The sequence below is a fragment of the Promicromonospora iranensis genome, assembly GCF_028994775.1.
Classification (GTDB): Bacteria; Actinomycetota; Actinomycetes; order Actinomycetales; family Cellulomonadaceae; genus Promicromonospora; species Promicromonospora iranensis_A.
The window spans coordinates 135089-153677 of the sequence record NZ_JAJQMN010000006.1; the positions used below are offsets into that span (position 1 = coordinate 135089).

18 protein-coding genes are annotated in these 18589 nt (G+C 69.7%); 6 read left to right on the forward strand and 12 right to left on the reverse strand.

The genetic code is table 11. The features are described from left to right. Positions 1–14: 14 nt before the first annotated feature. A complete protein-coding gene (locus LUU90_RS12740; protein ID WP_275003802.1) occupies positions 15–1601 on the forward strand; it encodes an alpha/beta hydrolase in 1587 nt (528 codons plus the stop codon). A 39-nt stretch (positions 1602–1640) separates the two neighbouring features. Here LUU90_RS12740 and LUU90_RS12745 read toward each other — a convergent pair whose 3' ends face one another. Then, positions 1641–2102, reverse strand: coding sequence for an Lrp/AsnC family transcriptional regulator (locus LUU90_RS12745; protein WP_275003803.1), 462 nt, complete (start codon positions 2100–2102; stop codon positions 1641–1643). A gap of 109 nt (positions 2103–2211) precedes the next feature. On the opposite strand from LUU90_RS12745, the gene LUU90_RS12750 reads away from it, so the two are divergent. Then, positions 2212–3576 (forward strand): APC family permease, encoded by a 1365-nt coding sequence (locus LUU90_RS12750; RefSeq protein ID WP_275003804.1) that lies wholly within the window; start codon positions 2212–2214, stop codon positions 3574–3576. On the opposite strand, the gene LUU90_RS12755 is transcribed toward LUU90_RS12750, so the two are convergent. The 6 genes from LUU90_RS12755 to LUU90_RS12780 all read right to left on the reverse strand — a co-directional run bounded on the left by LUU90_RS12755 (position 3471) and on the right by LUU90_RS12780 (position 10810). Beyond that, complete coding sequence (locus tag LUU90_RS12755; RefSeq protein WP_275003805.1) at positions 3471–4157, reverse strand: PAS and ANTAR domain-containing protein; 687 nt, start codon at positions 4155–4157, stop codon at positions 3471–3473. The two genes, LUU90_RS12750 and LUU90_RS12755, sit on opposite strands and share 106 nt — an antisense overlap. 136 nt (positions 4158–4293) lie before the next feature. Next, positions 4294–5985, reverse strand: coding sequence for a beta-N-acetylhexosaminidase (locus LUU90_RS12760; protein WP_275003806.1), 1692 nt, complete (start codon positions 5983–5985; stop codon positions 4294–4296). Further along, entirely contained in the window at positions 5982–6815 is an 834-nt protein-coding gene (locus LUU90_RS12765; protein WP_275003807.1) for a carbohydrate ABC transporter permease, read from the reverse strand. Before LUU90_RS12765 ends, LUU90_RS12760 begins: the two co-directional genes overlap by 4 nt. After that, a complete protein-coding gene (locus tag LUU90_RS12770; RefSeq protein WP_275003808.1) occupies positions 6812–7804 on the reverse strand; it encodes a carbohydrate ABC transporter permease in 993 nt (330 codons plus the stop codon). The genes LUU90_RS12765 and LUU90_RS12770 overlap by 4 nt, the downstream gene beginning before the upstream one ends. Positions 7805–7940: 136 nt before the next feature. Further along, a complete protein-coding gene (locus LUU90_RS12775; protein WP_275003809.1) occupies positions 7941–9200 on the reverse strand; it encodes an extracellular solute-binding protein in 1260 nt (419 codons plus the stop codon). Between the two features lie 137 nt (positions 9201–9337). Then, positions 9338–10810: a cellulose binding domain-containing protein gene (locus LUU90_RS12780; protein ID WP_275003810.1), complete on the reverse strand. Its 1473-nt coding sequence runs from the start codon at positions 10808–10810 to the stop codon at positions 9338–9340. A gap of 329 nt (positions 10811–11139) precedes the next feature. On the opposite strand from LUU90_RS12780, the gene LUU90_RS12785 reads away from it, so the two are divergent. Continuing rightward, positions 11140–11991, forward strand: coding sequence for a GntR family transcriptional regulator (locus LUU90_RS12785; protein WP_275003811.1), 852 nt, complete (start codon positions 11140–11142; stop codon positions 11989–11991). A gap of 118 nt (positions 11992–12109) precedes the next feature. Here the strand turns inward: LUU90_RS12785 and LUU90_RS12790 are convergent, their stop codons facing one another. After that, complete coding sequence (locus LUU90_RS12790; RefSeq protein WP_275003812.1) at positions 12110–12568, reverse strand: GbsR/MarR family transcriptional regulator; 459 nt, start codon at positions 12566–12568, stop codon at positions 12110–12112. 150 nt (positions 12569–12718) lie between these two features. Between LUU90_RS12790 and LUU90_RS12795 the strand changes: the two genes are divergently transcribed. The 3 genes from LUU90_RS12795 (at position 12719) to LUU90_RS12805 (ending at position 15562) form a co-directional block, all read left to right on the forward strand. Further along, a complete protein-coding gene (locus tag LUU90_RS12795; RefSeq protein WP_275003813.1) occupies positions 12719–13723 on the forward strand; it encodes a reductase in 1005 nt (334 codons plus the stop codon). Positions 13724–13740: 17 nt separating this feature from the next. Then, complete coding sequence (locus tag LUU90_RS12800; RefSeq protein WP_275003814.1) at positions 13741–14886, forward strand: FAD-dependent monooxygenase; 1146 nt, start codon at positions 13741–13743, stop codon at positions 14884–14886. A 199-nt stretch (positions 14887–15085) separates the two neighbouring features. Further along, the gene (locus tag LUU90_RS12805; protein ID WP_275003815.1) at positions 15086–15562 is read left to right on the forward strand and encodes a DUF1269 domain-containing protein; all 477 of its coding nucleotides are present in this window, start codon (positions 15086–15088) and stop codon (positions 15560–15562) included. A 448-nt stretch (positions 15563–16010) separates the two neighbouring features. Here LUU90_RS12805 and LUU90_RS12810 read toward each other — a convergent pair whose 3' ends face one another. From LUU90_RS12810 to LUU90_RS12825, 4 genes are all read right to left on the reverse strand, one after another. Then, entirely contained in the window at positions 16011–16679 is a 669-nt protein-coding gene (locus LUU90_RS12810) for a GAP family protein (RefSeq protein WP_275003816.1), read from the reverse strand. 309 nt (positions 16680–16988) lie between these two features. Beyond that, positions 16989–17216, reverse strand: a complete 228-nt coding sequence (locus tag LUU90_RS12815) for a DUF5302 domain-containing protein (protein ID WP_342470167.1) — start codon at positions 17214–17216, stop codon at positions 16989–16991. A gap of 149 nt (positions 17217–17365) precedes the next feature. Then, the gene (nrdR, locus tag LUU90_RS12820) at positions 17366–17836 is read right to left on the reverse strand and encodes a transcriptional regulator NrdR (RefSeq protein ID WP_275003817.1); all 471 of its coding nucleotides are present in this window, start codon (positions 17834–17836) and stop codon (positions 17366–17368) included. Between the two features lie 119 nt (positions 17837–17955). Continuing rightward, entirely contained in the window at positions 17956–18414 is a 459-nt protein-coding gene (locus LUU90_RS12825) for a LysM peptidoglycan-binding domain-containing protein (RefSeq protein WP_275003818.1), read from the reverse strand. Positions 18415–18589 lie beyond the last annotated feature (175 nt).

Genomic DNA, 18589 nt, shown 5'->3' on the forward strand with positions numbered 1-18589 from the left:
ACCAAGGAGAACGCATGCGAACACATCCTCGATCCGCGCGCCGATCTCGCCATCTCGGCGCCGGGTCCGCCGCCACCGCGGCGACGGTCCTCCTGCTCGCCGGTTGCACACCGGCGGCTTCCCCACCGGATCCCGGCGCCGAAGCGAACTCCGGCGCGGAGGCGGACCTCGGCTCCTACCTCAGGCAAGAGCTCGACTGGAGCGGCTGCGAGGACACCGCGACCAACACTGCGGACGCCGAGCTGTTCGCGAACCCGGCGCTGGAGTGCGCCTCGGTCGAGGTGCCGCTCGACTACGACGCGCCGGACGGCGACACGGCGCACATCGCGCTCCTGCGCCTACCCGCCACGGGCAAGGCCGAAGGGTCCGTGCTGGTCGACCCGGGCGGTCCCGGAGGCTCCGGCACGAACTTCGTCGCGTTGACCGCGGCCCTGTGGCAGGCCGGCCCCGTCGCCGAACGCTTCGACATCGTCGGCTTCGACCCGCGCGGGATCGGGTCCTCCACCCCGGCACTCGACTGCTACACCGACGAGGAGTACGACGCAGGCTCGGCGCTACGGTTCGGCGTCGTGTACGACATCACGAGCGCCGAGCAGGCGGCCGAGCTCGCGGAACGGTGCACCGAGGGCTCCGGCGTCGCGAACCTGGTGAACGCCGGATCGACGAACGTCGTGCGTGACATGGACATCGTGCGAGAGGTGCTCGGCGACGACCAGCTGACCTACCTCGGCTACAGCTACGGTTCCCAGCTCGGCGCCATGTACGCCACGACCTACCCCGAGAAGGTCCGTGCGATCGTGCTCGACGGGGCGGTCGCACCCGACCTGACGGCGCAGGAGTTCCGCGTCTCCCAGTTCGCCGGCCTGCAGGCGCGGTTCGACGACCTGGCCGCGTTCTGCGCCGAGTCCTCCGACTGCGTACTCGGCACCGACCCCGCGGCCGCGAACGACCGCCTGCACGAGATCGTCCGGCCACTCATCGGGACACCGCCGACCGCCGACGGCAGGGACGTGAGCATCTGGGATGTCTACCTCGGCATCTCCGGCGGGTTGTACTCGCAGGCCAGCTGGCCCGACGTCGTCTCCGCGCTCACCGCCCTCGAGGCAGGGCGGGCCGACGAGATGCTCGCCCTACGGGACTCGTTCTACGGCCGCACCGCGGACGGCGCCTACGGACTCGGCCTCGACACGAACATCGCCGTGCGCTGCATGGACTGGCCCCGCCTGACTCCCGAGGAGACCACCGCGCTGGCACGCAGGATCGGTGAAGCAGCGCCCATGTTCGACCTCGATGTCTTCACGGCACACGACCACCACGACGAGTGCGAGGCGTGGCCCGCGCCGCCCACGGGCGACCAGCCCTGGCTCCCCGATGTCGAGGACCTTCCCGAGACCCTCGTCGTATCGGTCACCGGAGATCCTGCGACGCCGCACGAGGGCGGTATCGCGATGGCTGACGCTCTGGGCGGAAGCCTGCTCACCGTCGACGGCAAGCAGCACGGCGCCTACCTTCTCGGGGGCAGCAGGTGCGTCGACCGCGTGGTCGACGCCTACCTCCTCGGCCTCGAGTCGCCGCCCGTCGGCACGCGCTGCAGCCTGTGACCCGTCCGCCCGTCGGAGGTGGTCCGACCGCGGGACAGATCACGCCTCGGGCAGCTGCTCGTATGCCCGCTTCTGCGCGCTCTGGTAGACGATCTGGCTCCGGAAGGTGAGCACCTCGCGCCGCTGGCTGAGACGGTCGATGAGGAACGCGTGGAGGTGGTCGAGGTCCTGGGCGGTGACGTGGACAAGGAAGTCCTCGTCACCTGCGACGACGTAGACCGCCATGACCTCGGGCAGCTTGATCAGGGCGGCCTTGAAGGAGTCGATCACCTCGCGCTTGAGGGGCCGTAGCCGCGTGGAGATGAACGCCTCCACCCGGCGGTTGAGTGCTGCCGGGTCGATCTCGGCGTGATATCCGCGGATGACGCCCCGTGCGCGGAGGAGTCGCACACGCTCCAGGCAGGTGGAGGGCGCGATACCGAGGTGACGGGCCAGGTCTCGGTTCGTCTGCCGCGCATCACGCTGGAGTTCCTGCACGATCGCCGAATCAAGTTCGTCCATGGTCGGGACCATAGCAAGCGTGCCGAACAACGTTCGGGATCTCTCCTGCTGCAGCGTTCCTGTGCCTACTCTCACGTCTCGACATTGGACGTATGGCAAAGGACGGAACATGAGAGAGAACGTGGGTCGGGGCACGCAGCGCGGTCGAGGGCTCGGCGTCCCGACGGGTGCGGTCATGCTGCTCGGCGCCGTCCTCGGGCCAGGGGCCCTGGCCCTGCCCACGCTGGCCGCCGATGCCGCCGGGCCCGCGTCCCTGCTGGCGTGGGCGCTGCTGCTCGTCGCCAGCATTCCCGTCGCGGCGACCTTCGCGGCGCTCGGGGGCACGTTTCCTGACGGCGGCGGCGTCGCGCACTTCGCGGCGATCGCCTTCGGCAGACGGATCGCCGCGGCGGTCAGCTGGTGGTTCCTGGCGGCGGTGCCGCTCGGCGTCACGGCCGCCGCGCTGATGGGAGGGCACTACATCGCGGCTGCCCTCGGTCGGGATCCCGGGTTCGCCATGGGGGTCGGCTTCGGCCTGCTCGTGGCGTCGTTCACGCTGAACGCCGTTGGCCTCCGCGCGACCGGACGGGTCCAGGTCCTGACCGCCGCCGTCATGGTGACTCTCCTGGCCGTCGCGATCACGGTATCGCTCGGCGGCGTGCGCTCCGAGGAGTTCGTACCGTTCGCGCCCCACGGCTGGGGCAGCGTGGGCACCGCCGCCACCGTGCTGTTCTTCGCGTTCGCCGGCTGGGAGGCGGCCACGCACCTCTCGGCAGACTTCGCCGACCCCGTCCGGGGTCTGCGCCGTGCCACGGTGCTCACGCTCTGCCTCGTGGTCGTGCTCTACCTGGGGCTGGCGGTCGTCACGATCGGCGTCCTGGGCCCGGACGCCGGGCGTGACCCGGCGCCGCTGCTCACCCTCCTCGAGCGTGCGTTCGGCCCGACTGGCACCGCGCTCGCCACCGCCGCCGCCGTGCTCCTGACCTTCGGCGCCGTCAACGCCTACCTGGCCAGCGGAGCGCGGCTGGGCGCGGCGCTCGGCCGGGATCGCTCCCTGCCCCGCTGGCTCGTCGGCCGGACGACGCCGGACCGCGAGCCGCGCCGCAGCCTGGCGTTCCTCGCCGCCTGCTGCTTCCTCGTCGCCGTCCCGGTCGTCGGCGGTGTCGTCACGCTTGACGAGCTGGTCCGCACCACGTCCGCGCTGCTCGCCGCGGTCACCCTCACGGGCACTCTCACCGGTGTCCGACTGCTGCGCGGACGCAAGCGCGGGAACGCCGTCGCGGCGTCCTTCTTCGTCGGTGTGGTGCTGGTGTTCTGCGGAGCTCTGCTCCTGATCCCCGCGGTCATCGGTGCCGTCGCGGTGCTTGCTCAGTGGCGACACCCCGGACGTCAGAGGTCGTCGGGGCGGATCGGGTCGGCGAGGAACTTGTCGATGGCCTCACGCGTGGGGAACTCGGTCACGTCCGGCCCGGAGAACAGCTGCACCAGTGAGTAGGCGATGTCCCGGACGGCGATGTTCGACTGGTTGGACGCCTCGCGCAGCTGGTCGAACGCCGCTTCCTCGTCGACGCCGTGAATGACCATGAGCACGCCCTTGGCCTGCTCGATGACCGACCGCCGCTCCGACGACGCCTGGATCGAGGCCGACGCCTCCCGTGCTGCGGCTTCGCGGTGCGCCTTGGTGACGTCGATGAAGTAGCCGAAGAGTTCGGTCACCCGGCCGGAAGCGGGGTCGCGTCGCCCCTGGCCTGTCACGGCCAGGGTACGAGTTCTGCCTGCCGCGTCCACGATGCGATGCACGGAGCTGAACGTCTGTCCCGTCTCCGCCGCATGTCGCAGCACCCCGTCGACCCTTCCCCGGTCATCGGGGTGCTTGTGCGACAGCATCAGCGGAGTCGTCGGCACCACCTCGCCCGGCTCGAAGCCGTGCATCACGTACACCTCGTCGGTCCACGCCCACTCACCTGTCGCCAGGTCGAGCCGGAAACGCCCGACCGGCGGCCTGGCACCGCCACCGAGCGCCCTCTCGATGTCGCTCTCCACCGGAGTCTGATCGGGTGCAGGTGTGTCGTTCACGCGGGTCCTCTTGGTGCCGAGTCGTGCGGTTCCCGCCCCGGTGATCAGGGCGAAGAACCTGTGGTCGCTAGAATATCGCGATGAAGATACATCGCAGGCTAGCGATTTGTCCTCGACGCGCACGGTGACGTCAGGGCTACTCGTCGAAGGCCGCGACCATACGGGCTATCTCCGCCTCCAGCTCGTGCGGCGCACGCACGTCCCCGAGCACGCCCGGCCGCTTCTGCCACGGCTTGGGGCCATCGAGGTTCCGGTAGGCGACGCCGCGCGCGTCCAGGCGCCCGAGGTGGACGACAAGCCGCTCGAGGAACTCCTTGCCGTCTCTCTCGCCTGCCGACCACAGCGCCTCGGCGAGCGCCGCGACGCGCGGGAACGTCATGTACTCCAGCACCTGCCTCGAGTCGATGTGCTCCGTCCAGAGATTCGCCTGGGCACCGAGCAGCACCCCTGTCGTGCCGGCGTCCGGCCCGGCCGCACCGGACGCAGCACCGGACGCCGCGGCGGGGTCGAAGCCGTAGATGTCGAGCAGGGTCGTCACCGCCCCGGTCGGTATGGGCTCGTCCGGGTCGTCGGACTGCCGGTAGTCCAGGTAGACGCGGTCCGCGGGAGAGGAGACGACGTCGTACCCACGCCGGGTCCCCACGCGTACCCCGTGCTCCCCGCGCCAGGACGCGACGACCACACCCGGCACGTCGGGACCCTCGAGCACCTCGTCCCAGACCATGGCACGGCGACCACCACGGCCGAGGTGCTCGGCGAGGCGGGCCACCAGCCAGTTGTGCAGCTCGGGGTCGGTGGCCCCGCCGAGCTCGGCGCGCCGCGCGGCGACGCGGGAGTCGTCCTGCCAGCGCCTCTTGGGCGACTCGTCGCCGCCCAGGCATACGACCGGCGACGGGAACATGTCCACGATCTCGTCCAGGACGTCGCACAGGACGGCGACCGTGGCGTCGTCCACGCTGAGCACATGGTCGGAGATCCCCCAGCGCGTCCAGACCTCGGGTGCGAGCGGCCGCCCGTCCGGTCCGACGTCGAGACCCGCTCCGAGCGCCGGGTAGGCCGCGACGAGCGCCTGCACGTGACCGGGGAGCTCGATCTCCGGAACGATGGTCACGAACCGGTCGGCGGCGTACGCCACGATCTGCGCGATGTCCGCGCGCGTGTACCAACCACCGTGCGGGCGACCGTCTCCCGGCGCGTCGTCGCCGGCTCCGACCTGCGACTCACGGCGCCAGCCGCCCACGTCGGTGAGCCGGGGGTAGCCGGCGATCTCGACGCGCCATCCCTGGTCGTCGGTGAGGTGGAGATGGAGCGTGTTGATGCGGTGCATCGCGAGCAGGTCCACGAACCGCAGCACGTCGTCCAGCGGCAGGAAGTGGCGCGCGACGTCGAGCAGGACGCCGCGCCACGCGAAGCGCGGCGCGTCCTGGACGACGCCGCACGGCAGGTCCCAGGGCCCGTCGCCCACCTGGGCACGGGCGAAGGCCGACGACGGCAGCAGCTGGCGCACGGCCTGCAGCCCGTAGAACACGCCGGAGGGGTCGCCGCCCCGTACGGAGAGGTGGGTCGTCATGATCTCGAGGACGAAGCCCTCCGCGGGGAGCGCGGGGTCGAGACCGAGCCGGATCGTCGACCCGGCGAGCGGTGCCGGGTGCAGCCCGAGCCCGCACGCCATGCTCAGCTCCGACCGAAACCAGTCGGCCACACGCCGCAGCGAGTCCGGCGCACCCATCGTCGAGGCCGCGTCCAGGTGAAGTACGCCCTTCGCGCCTTCCCATCGTCCGGGCCGAGGAAGGAGCGGAGGCGCTGCACCATCCGGTGTGCCGCTCATCCCTTCACCGCCCCGGCCGTGAGCCCGCCGGTCACCCGGTTCTGCAGGACCGCGAACACGAGGAGCACGGGGAGCATGAAGAGTGTCGAGGCCGCCATGGTCGCTCCCCAGTCGGTGCCGAAGGTGTTGCCGAACGACGACAGCCACACGGGCAGGGTGCGCTGGTCCTGGTGCTTGATGAGGAGCGTGTTCGCGAAAGCGAACTCGTTCCATGCCGTGATGAAACCGAAGAGCGACGTGGACAGCAGCCCGGGCGCGAGCAGCGGGAAGACGATGCGCCGGAACGCCGTCAGGTGCGAGCACCCGTCGACGCGCGCGGCCTCCTCGAGCTCGACCGGGATGGCTTCGAGGAATCCGCGGAGGGTGAGCACCGTGAACGGCAGGGTGATGACGACGTAGACGACCAGGAGAGTCGCGAGGTGGTCGAGCGCCCCCGCGTCGCGCATCACGACGTACATCGGGATGAGCAGGGCCTCCCACGGCGCCATCTGCGCCGCGAACACGACGAGCACGAACGCGCGGCGACCTGTCCAGCGCAGCCGCGCGACGGCGAACGCCGCGAGCGCCGCGACGACGAGCGCGATGAGGACTGCCCCGATCGTCACGAGCAGGCTGTTGCGCCAGAAGGTCCAGAAACCGTCCGCTGCGAAGGCTGTGGCGAAGTGGTCGAGAGTCAGGGTGCTGGGCCACAGCTGCGGGGTCTCGGACTGGATGTCCGGGGTGGGCTTGAGAGCCGTCGTCACCATCCAGTAGACGGGGAAGACCGACATGAGGAGCGTGATCACGGCCGCGACACCGAGAACGGTGCGGGTCCACGGGCGCGGGGTCATCGGTTGGTCTCCTGACGCAGCGACTGGCGGAAGTACACGAGGAGCAGGATGGTGAGGACGACGACGGTGATCACCGAGACCGCGCCGGCGAGGTCGTAGCGGTTGAGCGTCTGGGCGACCTGGTACGCGTAGACCGGCAGCGTGGTGGTGGCGTCGTTCGGGCCGCCCTCGCTGATCGCCCAGATCTGTACGAAGCACTTGAAGACCCAGATCACCTCGAGCGACGCGATCAGGCCGAACAGCGACCGCAGGACGGGGAACGTGATGCGCCGGAACAGCGCCCACCCCGCTGCCCCGTCGATCCGCGCGGCCTCGAACAGCTCGGCGGGAACCGTCGTCAGGCCTGCGTAGAGAGTGAGCGCGGCGAACGGGACCGACTGCCAGACGACGAGCACGACGATCAGCGCGAACGTCGCACTGCCGTTCGCGAGCCACGAGTAGTCCTGGAACTGGTCGAGACCGAGCTGGACGAGGACCCAGTTGACGACCCCGAACCGCGACTGGAAGAGCCACTGCCACACGGTCGTGGCCGCGATGACCGGCATCGCCCACACGACCACGAGCCCGGTCATCACCGCGACGCGCAGGACCCGGCCGAGGCGGGCGAGCATGAGCGCGACGAGCGTGGAGAGGACCATGATGAGGACGACGTTCACGGCCGTGAACGCGAGCGTGCGCACCACGACCTCCCAGAACACGTGGTCGGCGAACAGCTCGCGGTAGTTCGCGAGACCCACGAAGGCCGGCGCGCCCTGGACGAGCTCGCGCAGTCCGAACTCCTGGAACGACATGACGACGTTGCGCACCACGGGGTAGCCGAGCACCGCTCCGATGAGCAGGACCGTCGGAGCGACGAGCAGGTAGGGCCAGAACGAGGTCCGGCCCCGGGGTGCGTTTGTTCGCGTGCGATGTCGGTCGCGGGGTGAGGAGGCCCCGCGCTTCACGGTGTGCGGCGTCGTCCTCGCGGCGACTTCGCTCGGGACGGTCACGTGGCCTCCTGGGGGCAGAGTGGCGGGACCGGTTGGTGCCGGTGTGTGGGAGGTGCAGCCCGTGGGGGGCGCTGACAGAGCTGACGATGGGAGCGCCGGCCGGTCTTGGCCGGCGCTCCCACCGGTTGTCGCGGGGTCAGCCGCCGCTGAGCGCGGACGTGATGGCCTCCGAGGCTGTGGTCGCAGCCTCGTTCGGATCGGCTCCGGTGAGGACCTGGGTCATGTAGTTCTTGATCGGGTTGTTCGCCTCGACGGCCGCCCATTCGGGCGAGTTCGGGGTCGCGTGGCCGTTGTGCGCGCCGATGGCCATCGCGGCGGCCCCGGGGTCGTCCGCGAGCACGTCGGCGAGGGTGGTCTTGTTCGGCACGTAGCTCATCGCGACGGCGAGCTTCTCCTGCCACTCGTCCCCGGCGAGCGCCGCGACGAACGTGTACGCCTCGTCGGGGTGCGACGTGGCGACCGGGATGACGAGGTTGGACCCGCCGGTGAAGACGGCTCCCGGCTCGTCGGCGGTCTTGCCCGGGACCGGGAAGTAGCCGATCTTGCCCTCGAGCTCGGGGTTCGCCTCGACGATCTGGCGCCCCGCCCCCGGGGTGGCGATGATCTGCGCGACGTCTCCGGCGGAGAACACGTCGACCTGAGGAGGGTTGGCCTCGTCGGAGTCCTTCGGCCCCTTGCCCAGTGCCTGGAGCTGCGCGTAGAAGTCCATCCCGGCGAGCGCCTCGGGCGTGTCGAGCGCGCCCTTCCAGGTTTCCCCGTCCTGGACGGCAAGGTCGCCGCCCTCGTCCCAGACGAACCCGGCGAGGGCATACCAGTTCTGGCCAGGCAGGTAGATGCCCTGGACATCCCCCGAGTTCAGGGTCGTCGTCGCTGCGATCCATTCGTCACGAGTCGTCGGAGGTCCGGTGATGCCCGCGGCCTCGAAGAGCTCGGTGTTGTAGACGACGACGCGGTTGGCGGCGTAGTACGGGATGCCGTACTGCGCGTCGCCGATGCGGCCCGGTTCGGCGAGCCCCGGGATCCAGTCCGCGCCGCCGAGCTCGGAGACCTTGTCGCCGAGGTCGGTCAGGCCGCCGCTCGCGGCGTACTGCGCGACCTGCGTGTTACCGACCTCGATCACGTCCGGAGCGTCGTTGCTCGCGATCGCGGACACGACGCGCTGGCCGATCCCGTCCCATTCCTGGATCTGCACGTTCACGTCGGTGTTGGGGTTGTCCGCCTCGAAGTCGGCGACGAACTCGTCGAGGAAGGCGTCGGTCACGCTGTCGCGCATGAGCCACACGTCGATGGTCGTTGCTTCCCCGGAGGGGTCCTCACTCGTTCCGGACGAGCACGCCGCGAGCGACGCGGCGAGTCCTGCCGCCAGGGCGCTGGCAGCGAATCGGTTCTTCCTCACGTTCACCTCATAGGTCTTGGTTACCAGTGGACCACTGGTAAGGGTCTGCATGTCGGGAACTTGGCCCCGGCTCCGGCCGGCGGGCTGGGCCGGGGCGGGCAGCTGTGCCCGTCCCGGCCCGCCGCCGGCAGACGCCGTCAGGGCACTGTGGAGGGCACCGTGTCGAGGTGTGTCACCGAGTCCGCGCGGTACCCGTTCACCGCTTCCTGGACCTGTGCGGGGGCCAGCACCTGGCCCTGCGCGAAGTACACGTAGTCGACCTTCTGGTCGTACGCCCGGGGCGTACTGCTGTCGACCAGGCCGCCGGAGATGATCCAGTGGTTGAAGTTGATCGACATCGGCGTCTCGGGCAGGTACGGCTGACCGTGGGTGGCGAAGAGCCGGCCGTCCACGTAGTACCGGATGAGTTCCTGGTCGACGGTGACCACCAGGTCGTGCCAGCCGGCAAAGCTCGTCCGCTCCTCGGTGTGGATGTTGACCGCCTCCCACGGATCGGGCCGATAGGTCTCCCACGACGTCGCGTAGAGGATGTTCGCGGGCTCTCCCCAGCCGCCGTTGGGCAGGTACTCGAAGTCGAGCTCGCCGTAGTCCGGGTCCATCGGTGCGTCGAGCGGGGTGATGGTGAAGAACGTCTGCACCATGTGGTCACCGTCAGGGCCGGAGCGCGGAGCGTCGCTGAACCAGACCCGGGCGGCGTAGGTGCCCGCGGTGAACTTCTGCTGGTGGTAGAGCTCCGACTGGCGCGTGCCCGACGGCGTCCCGTCCGTGCTGGTCTCGAGGTTCATCACGGCGTTTCCGCTCTCCTGCGCGAACGTGACGTTCTCGGGCGCCCAGACCACGCCGGGAGCTCCCGGCCCGCCGGCGCCGGACTTCACCGTCCAGCCGCGCTGGGTCAGTCGCGGATCGTTGTGCCCCGTGTAGCTGAAGTCGTCGAAGAGCACGGGGCCGGGTTCCGGGGGGTCGACCGGGCCGCCGCCCGGGTCCTCGTCCCCGGGAACCGTGCCCCAGACGACCTCGCCGCGCACCCGGGCAGTCATCCTGTCCCACGCGGCGTACGACGTGCGGGTCGCGCCGAACGAGTAGTCGTCGCTCTGGTCGATGCGCTGCCAGTCCGCGCGGTGGAACCGCAGCTGCAGGTCGCCCGAGCTCTCGCCCGGAGCCAGCGTGCCGGCACCCGGGCGGAACCCGACCTCCAGGTACCGGTCTGCGGCGGCTTCCGGATCCGCGATCTCCCCGAACGTTCCCGTCACGTTCGCACAGCCGCGGACGGCCCATGAGCAGGCGAACCGGTACTGGCGAACGCCGGGGTCCGCGGAGAAGTAGTAGCGGACAGTGAGGTCGGCGAGCGCGACGGACGAGGTGCCGACGTTCCGGACCTTGAGCCAGGGTTCCACCTGGTCCGTGGTCGGAGAGGTGGCGCTCGTCCGGTACTCGACGACGATGTCCGGCACGTCGTCCGTGCCGGCTGGCGGGGCTGTGCCGGCTGGCGGGGCTGTGCCGGCTGGCGGTGCCGCGACGGCTGCGGGGGTCACGAGCAACAGGGCGACGAGCCCGGCGGCCGCCACGGCGGCGCGGCGCCTCGCGGCGCGGTGTCTGGGCAGGGTGAACACGGTGAACTCCGTTCGTGGGTTCCGGGCGCACCGAACGGGGCGAAACGCCGGGTGCGGAGCGAGGTGACATGCGGTGGAGCGTCGGTGCTGGTACCGGTGGTCACTTCAAGTGGTCAACCGTGGACAACATGGCATAGACCAGTCATGCCGTCAAGAGGTTCGCGTTGCCAACGATCCGCCGGCAACGGTCACCGCATTCCGCGCGCCACGCCGCCGTTTCCTGAGTCCGCGGCGGCCGCCATGCCGGGCGGTCATGGCCCAACGCCGCCCGCGAGCCTAGGATGCGGTGTGAACCAGTGGTAAGCATCGACGGTATTGAAGGAGGCACGGTGGAGGAGATCCGTTTGGGTCCGACACGCAAGCGCGAGCAGGTGCGCGACCGGATCCTCGAGCTCGTCGAGTCGAGCCCGGTGGGTCATCCGTTGCCCTCGGAGCGGGACCTGAGCAAGCAGCTCGGCGTCTCGCGCCCCACGCTGCGCTCCGCGGTGGACGAGCTGGTGGCCGCCGGCGTGGTCATCCGCGAGCACGGCCGCGGGATGTTCGTCGCCCGTGAGAAGGTCACGCAAGAGCTCGTCTCCAACGAGGCTGTCGCCGAGGTCCCCCGGGCGAGCGGCGCCTGGTCGAGTCGCGTCCTGGACCTGACGACGATCGCCGCGGGCCCGCGCGTCGGGCGGAGACTCACACTCTCGCCGTCGGCGCCCGTGACGCACGTCGCCCGCCTGGTACTGGTGGACAACGAGCCGATCGCGATCGAGTATCTGTACTTCCCGGCAAGCGTCGTGCCGGGGCTGGTCGCGCGCGACGTCGAGTCCGGCGACCTCTACGACCTCCTGCGCGAGCGCTACGGGGTCCGGGTCAGCCGAGCGACGCAGTCGATGGAAGCGACCGTGACGAGCGAGCAGGAAGCATCGATCATGGGCGTGGCACCGTTCTCCGCGGCGCTCGTCTTCGAGCGAATCACCCTGGACACGGACGCGCGCCCGGTCGAGTACGTCCACTCGATCTACCGCGGGGACCGCTATCGCATCGTGTCGCGCCTCGCGCTCGACGCGGCGGCGTCCGAAGCGGCGACTTCGGCGGACGGACGCCTACCCGGAGCCCATTACCCAGGCATGCCCGGGAGTCTCGCCGGAGTACGAGCCGCCTACAGGACGAGCGGGGACGTCCAGCCCGCCGAATAAGAGGCCACGTGTCCCCGATCCATGCCGCATCCATGCCGCATCCATTCCGCATCCATTCCGCAGCCCGTGAGGGCGAGCAGCAGGGCAGTGGGCAGAGGGGCGCGCCGGCCGGATGAGGTCAGCCGGACTGCTGACGCCAGCGGTCCAGCAGGGTGGGGATCTCGCCGAGCAGGAACTCGTAGAAGTCGTGCATCTCCGTCAGGCGCCGATGGGCGGGATCGCCGCTCGCGGTGGTGGCGATCCCGGCGGCGGCGGCCTGGAGCATCGCCTGGATGACGGCGTTCTGGCTGGTGAACAGAGTGGCCCAGGCGTTGTCGCGGAGCTGGTAGTGCTCGCGCCGGCTGCCAGGGGCAGGGAGGCGTTCGATCAGGCCGACCGAAAGCAGGGACTTGATCGCGCTGGAGACCGAGCCTGCACTGGCCTCCAGCCGGTCGATGATCTCGCCGGCCGTGACGCTCTCCTGGTCGGTGAACAGGAAGACCGCCAGCGTACGCGCGGCCATGCGCTGCATACCGCCCTCCGTCAGGGTCAGGGCCAGCCGTTCGGCCGCGAGCCACTGTTCGTGCCTGTCAGTCATCTACGCCTCCTCATCGGGACAGAGTACCGGACATGCGGAGCCTTCAGTAATTTCTGAACGTACGGTACGTTGCTCATATCGAACCTCTCGCCAGAGCTTCGATCACCAGCATCCGTCAGCCGTCGGGCTGCCCCTCTCTCCAGGAGCATCATGAAGTTGCTTGTTCTCGGCGGCACCCACCACGTGGGCCGTGCCATCGTGGAGACCGCACTGGAACGCGGCGACGACGTGAGCACGCTCAACCGCGGCCTCAGCCGCGACCCCGCCCCCGGCGTGCGGGCGCTGCTCGCCGACCGCACCGACACCGAGTCGGTGCGGCGGGCAGTGGGTGACGAGGAGTGGGACACGGTCATCGACACCTGGGCCTGGGCGCCCAGGGTGGTGCGCGACAGTGCGCGCCTGCTGGCCGACCGCGCAGGACACTACGGGTACGTCTCCAGCCGCGGCGTGCATCGCTGGCCCTGGCGAGCGGGCGCCGACGAGCAGGCGCCCTTGGTCGACGGAGACCCCGGCAGCACGGACGACACCGACTACGGCGCGGCCAAGCGCGGCGGCGAGCTCGCCGTCCTGGAGTCCTTCGACGAGCGGGCGCTGCTGGCCAGGGCCGGGATGATCCTCGGCCCGTACGAGGACGTCGGCCGCATACCGTGGTGGCTGCGCCGCCTGGAGAAGGGTGGCCGGGTCCTGGCCGCTGCCCCTGCCGACACACCGCTGCAGTACCTCGATGTGCGGGACCTGGCCGGCTGGATGCTCCGGTCCGCCGAACGCGGCCTGAGCGGCGCCTTCACCGTGACCGGCCCACCCGGCGCGATCACCCTCGGCGACCTGCTCTCCACGGCTCTGGAAGTCACCGGCTTCGACACCGAACTGGTGTGGGCGCCGCCGGAGCAGCTCCTGGAGCATGGCCTGCCGCTCGGCATGGAGTTCGGGATACGCATGCCTGACGGCAGCGCGCCGAGCGGCATGCACGACGCCGATATCAGCGCTGCCCTGGCCGAAGGGCTCACCACGCGCCCGCTGAGCCAGACTCTTGCCGACACCTGGGCCTGGCTGCAGGCCGAAGGCGACCCGGTCCCCCGCGCCGATGCGCCTTCCCCCGACACCTGGATGGATGCCGCCGCCGAACAGCTGCTGCTCGACCAGCTCTCACGCTGAGGAAAGGACCACCCGCCATGCGCGCCATCATCATCGGAGCCGGCATCGCCGGCCTGGCCACCGCCCTGCGCCTGCACCAGATCGGCTGGGACACCCTCATCGTCGAACGCGCGCCCGGCCGCCGCGGCGGCGGCTACGCCGTCACCTTCGGCGGCATCGGCTACGACGCCGCCGAACGCATGGGCATCCTGCCCGGCCTGCGAGCCAGGTCCTTCGAGACCACCGAGCTCGTCTACCACAAGAGCGACGGCTCCCGCCGCTTCGCCCTGGACCGCGCCACCATCGCTGCCACCACCGGCGCGCGCTCGATCACCATTCTGCGCGGCGACCTCGAGTCCGTCCTGTACGACAAGGTCCGCGACCACACCACGATCCGCTTCGGCACCACCCTCACCGCCATCGACCAGGACGAGCATGCCGTCCGCGTCACCCTGAGCGACGGCACCGTCGAGACCGCCGACCTGCTGATCGGCGCCGACGGCCTGCACTCGGCCACCCGTGCCCTGCTGTTCGGCCCGGAGGAGGACTTCCTGCTCGACCTGGATCACAGGGTCGCCGTCTTCATGCTCGAGCGGCGGCCGGCAGGCATCGCGCCCGGCGCGACCGGCACCCTGTCATCGCGTGGGCGTACCGCGGCGGTCATCAGCGCCGGGGACGGCCGCAACGTCGCCTTCTTCGGCTACCGCGCCGGCCACGCCCGTCCGGACGAGGACGTCACCACCCAGCTGAACCGCGTCTACGGCGACCTCGGCTGGGTCATCCCCGAAGCCCTCGCCGGGCTTGAGGGGGCCGATTCGGTCTATTTCGATACCATCAGCCAGGTCGTGGCACCGTCCTGGAGCAGCGGCCGAGTGGTGCTGCTCGGCGACGCGGCCTGGTGCGTCACCCTGTTCGCCGGCTACGGCTCAGCGCTGGCCGTTGGCGGCGCCGACCGGCTCGGCACCGAGCTGGCCGCCCACCCTGGCGACATCCTCCGCGCGCTGAACGCGTGGGAGGCAGCCATCCGGCCCGAAGCCGAACGCAAGCAGAGGCTCGGACGCCGGGTCAAGGGCGTCTACGCTCCGGCCAACCCCGTGCTGCTGTGGCTGAGCCTGCTCCCCCTGAGGCTGGCCACCCTTCCTCCGGTCCGCCGATACATGGCCAGCCGCTTCATCAAGGGCTGAGCTCATGGACACAACCGGCGGGCGAATTCAGGATGGAGAAACACACGCCTGTTCAGGACGAGCATTTATTCACCTGCTGCCTAGTATCGAGAGCACAGACGTCGTCGCGAACCCGCTTCACCATTTCCCTGCACAAGCATCTTCTTTCGTCCGCGAATGTTGCGTGATGCAGTTTTTCCAATGGAGAGGGTAGCCTTCGATGAGCATCACCCTGACCGCCTGGAAGTTCCAGCGCGCGCACACAGCAGATTTCGCGGCGCAGACGCTCCGCAAGCTCGCCCGCGAGAGCCTGGCCGTCGTCTACGACACGGCGATCGTGGAGTGGGAGAAGGACGCCACAAGGCCCGCGGCGTCCCAGCTCTACCCGATCACCGACGTGCGCGCCCCCGGCACCGACTTCTGGGGACGTCTATTCGACCTCCTCTTCCTTGTCCCACCTCGCGACGAAATCAACCGCACGCTGAGCCACGCCCTCACGGAACAGGGGATCGACTACCGCTTCATCGCGCGGGTCCAGGAAGGGATCCGGCCGGGGACGTCAGCACTCTTCGTCGTGTCACCGGGCGCCGTCGTGGACGAAATCCGAGACGCTTTCGGCGAGGACCTACCCGAGCTCACCTTCACCAACCTTCGGCCCGGACCGTGTGTGAGCGAATCGGTTTCTCATGAAAGGTAATAGAGGCGTCGCTTACGCGGCCGACTCCCACTGGCCCAATGCCGCGTCTCGAGCAAGGCAAGGTCGGGACATTCTGAAGAGATGACGGGGCGCACCTTGCCACATCTGCGGGAGCTGGTTCACTCCTTCCAGTCCGGTATCTATTTCCAGCGAATCCCGCGACATTCCGGAGGACACCAGACCCCCACCTCGAGGGACCTGGTGAGTCGTCGGCCGCAGCGTCGGCGCCGCGCGGATCGCCGCGCGACTCGCTTCCGCGCGCGGAGGAGGCCTGCACGCGCTGCAGGGAGCGCTACGTAGGTCTCACGTGGAGCAGAGGCCGGACCTGGCGCTGCGTACCGGCCATGTTGGCATGGTGCTTCTCCGTGCTCACCGCTTTCTTCCTCGCGCCGGCGCTCGAGCTGTCAGTGGTCTGGTGCGTCCGGCACGGGTGGCGGCGCGGTGTTCGTCACAGGACAGAGACACCGTCACCGAGCATCTTTGCGCCGATGACCAGCAGCAGGACAGCCATGATCGCCGCGTTGTTGCGGATCATCCACGTCTTCAGCTCATCGAGAGTCCGGGCGGCTCGTGCTCCCATGGCGAAATAGAGGACGACGGGCGTGACCACTCCGATGCTGGCCACCACCGCGAACACGAGCGCGGCTACGACGGTCGTGACGGTGTCCACCGGCTGGGTGGCCGCGATGGCCGCACCACCGGACACGACCAGGAGCAGGTTCTTCGGGTTCACCGCGCCAAGCAGGACCGCCAGCCCGGCGGACTTCACCGGGGTGAACTGCTCGATGGCTGCCATCCACTTCGGCGCCGGCGGCTCGGTGTCGCCCCGTGGCCGGCCCAGCCACTGGCGCACACTGAGGAACACCAGCAGGACACCAAGGCCGATCTTCAACCAGCCTGTCCACTCGGCCGGACCGTCGCCGGGCGCGGCGGCCCCAGCTGCCAGCGCGACAGCACCAACCAGGACGAGAACTGCCAGGAACCAGCCGATCACGAAAGCCAGCGCGTTCGTGCGCGCCCGGGCGCTGACGAGCATCAGCACCACCGCGACGATCGGCAAAGGACTGATGAGAACACCCACTGCCACGGGTAGCGACTGACCTATTGCTGCGCCCATACCGAACACCTCCGCTTGAACACGCCTGGCGACCCGCAGGCCCGACGCTAGGCCCCGATCGCTGGCGAGGAGTCACCCGGACTGGGTGACCCCTCGTGCGTGCGTCACGTACCAGGTCCCGTACTCGGCGCGTCTGGGCCAGATCGCCGGGATGGCGACCGGACCGCGAGTGAGCACCCACGCGTGAACCTGCGCCACGCGGAGGCATACAGGATCAGGGGTAGCCTCTGGCCTTTTCTGGGCGCCTCGCGAGACGGCAAAGGCCGTCGACCAGGTCAGATACCTGGTCGACGGCCTCGGTCGACAGTCTCAGCCGCTCTTGCGGCGGAACATCTTCTGCACGGGGCCGGTCGTCTCCGAGCCGTGCACCGCACCGGTGTTCACATCGCCGGCGGAGGTCCGGCTCCGAGCCGCGTTCTTGCGGTCCAGTGCTTCCCTGAACTTCGCCTTCGCGTCCGTGCTCGGCGCTGTCGCAACCTTGGGCTCTTCAGCGCCCTGGGTCTCGGCCACCTCGGCATTGGGCTTCTCGTCCGTCACACCGATCACCTCCTCTTGTTTCGGGGGTCCCTCGATCGGGTCCGTCGTCGGGCCCAGCCTGCACCACGGCACAGCCGGGTGCCAACATTTTTGGTCACCGCCTGGCGTCAGGCACGACATCGCGTCGCGACCGGGCCGTCACGGCGGACCTACGCCTGGGCCGCCTCCCGCTCGGCACGCTCCGCGCGCAGCGAGGTGATGGCGCTCTCGAAGTCCTCGAGCGAGTCGAACGACTGGTAGACGCTCGCGAACCGCAGGTAGGCCACCTCGTCGAGCTCGCGCAGCGGGCCCAGGATCGCGAGACCCACCTCGTAGGCGTCGATCTCCGCGCTGCCGTTGCTGCGCAGGGTCTCCTCGACGCGCTGGGCCAGGATCGCGAGGTCGTCGTCGCTCACCGGACGCCCCTGGCACGCCTTGCGCACACCCGCGGCGACCTTGTCGCGGCTGAAGGGCTCGGTGGCACCGGACCGCTTGACCACGGACAGGCTCGCGGTCTCCACGGTGGTGAACCGTCGGTTGCAGTTCGGGCACTGCCGTCGGCGCCGGATCGACAGGCCGTCGTCGGCGGTCCGCGAGTCCACCACGCGCGAGTCGGCGTGGCGACAGAACGGGCAGTGCATGCTCACTCCTGCGTGGTCGACCACCGACCGGAGGCCTCCGGTCGCGCCCCGACCGTAAGCGGGCAAACCACCCCCATGCAACATCGCCGCAACATTTGACGACGAATCGAGGCCTCTCATCACTCCTTGGGAAGGAGCAACAGCTCCCCGACCCGGAGCGTACCGGTCGACATCTCGTTCAGATCCTGCAGCCTGCCGACCGCGTGCCGCACGTCCTCGCCAGGTTTCGCGATCTCCTGGGCAAAGCCCCAGAGCGTCTCCCCCGGCTGCACCGCGTGCACCCGGACCTCCGTGGGTTCACCCGGAGAACTGGCGACCGCGGTCGCGCCCCATGTGACCATGGGTGCGAGAACCAGCATGGCCAGGAGGACCAGGACCACGCGGCCCCGCCGCGTGAGCCGCAGGCCGGCCAGGCCGAGCCTGCCGGCCAGCGTCCGCTCCTCCGCGGGGCCGTGCGCCGGGCTCGCGACCGGTCGGGCCGCTGGTGCGTACGCCCTGCCGTATGCCGGCGCGTATGCCTGCCCGTACGCCTGCCCATACGTCGGGGTGTACTGCCGCAGCGGGATCACGTCCCCCATGGCCCCTCCTCGAAGAGTGACTGAGCTCTTGTCGTTCATACAAGCGTTCGTCGAACGCCCGTACCATTGTGTAGCACGGGACACCGTCGATGTCGAGACACGCTCGAACATTCGTTTGAGCCGAGCGAGTTTGTGATCTAGAGTGGGTCACGCATGGGAGAACATTTGTCGGAAC

Excerpts from the sequence above, each read along its gene's own strand:
- LUU90_RS12740 (WP_275003802.1), top strand. The coding sequence starts at position 15 with ATGCGAACACATCCTCGATCCGCGCGCCGATCTCGCCATCTCGGCGCC.
- LUU90_RS12745 (WP_275003803.1), bottom strand. The coding sequence starts at position 2,102 with ATGGACGAACTTGATTCGGCGATCGTGCAGGAACTCCAGCGTGATGCG.
- LUU90_RS12750 (WP_275003804.1), top strand. The coding sequence starts at position 2,212 with ATGAGAGAGAACGTGGGTCGGGGCACGCAGCGCGGTCGAGGGCTCGGC.
- LUU90_RS12760 (WP_275003806.1), bottom strand. The coding sequence starts at position 5,985 with ATGAGCGGCACACCGGATGGTGCAGCGCCTCCGCTCCTTCCTCGGCCC.
- LUU90_RS12765 (WP_275003807.1), bottom strand. The coding sequence starts at position 6,815 with ATGACCCCGCGCCCGTGGACCCGCACCGTTCTCGGTGTCGCGGCCGTG.
- LUU90_RS12790 (WP_275003812.1), bottom strand. The coding sequence starts at position 12,568 with ATGACTGACAGGCACGAACAGTGGCTCGCGGCCGAACGGCTGGCCCTG.
- LUU90_RS12795 (WP_275003813.1), top strand. The coding sequence starts at position 12,719 with ATGAAGTTGCTTGTTCTCGGCGGCACCCACCACGTGGGCCGTGCCATC.
- LUU90_RS12800 (WP_275003814.1), top strand. The coding sequence starts at position 13,741 with ATGCGCGCCATCATCATCGGAGCCGGCATCGCCGGCCTGGCCACCGCC.
- LUU90_RS12805 (WP_275003815.1), top strand. The coding sequence starts at position 15,086 with ATGAGCATCACCCTGACCGCCTGGAAGTTCCAGCGCGCGCACACAGCA.
- LUU90_RS12810 (WP_275003816.1), bottom strand. The coding sequence starts at position 16,679 with ATGGGCGCAGCAATAGGTCAGTCGCTACCCGTGGCAGTGGGTGTTCTC.
- nrdR (WP_275003817.1), bottom strand. The coding sequence starts at position 17,836 with ATGCACTGCCCGTTCTGTCGCCACGCCGACTCGCGCGTGGTGGACTCG.
- LUU90_RS12825 (WP_275003818.1), bottom strand. The coding sequence starts at position 18,414 with ATGGGGGACGTGATCCCGCTGCGGCAGTACACCCCGACGTATGGGCAG.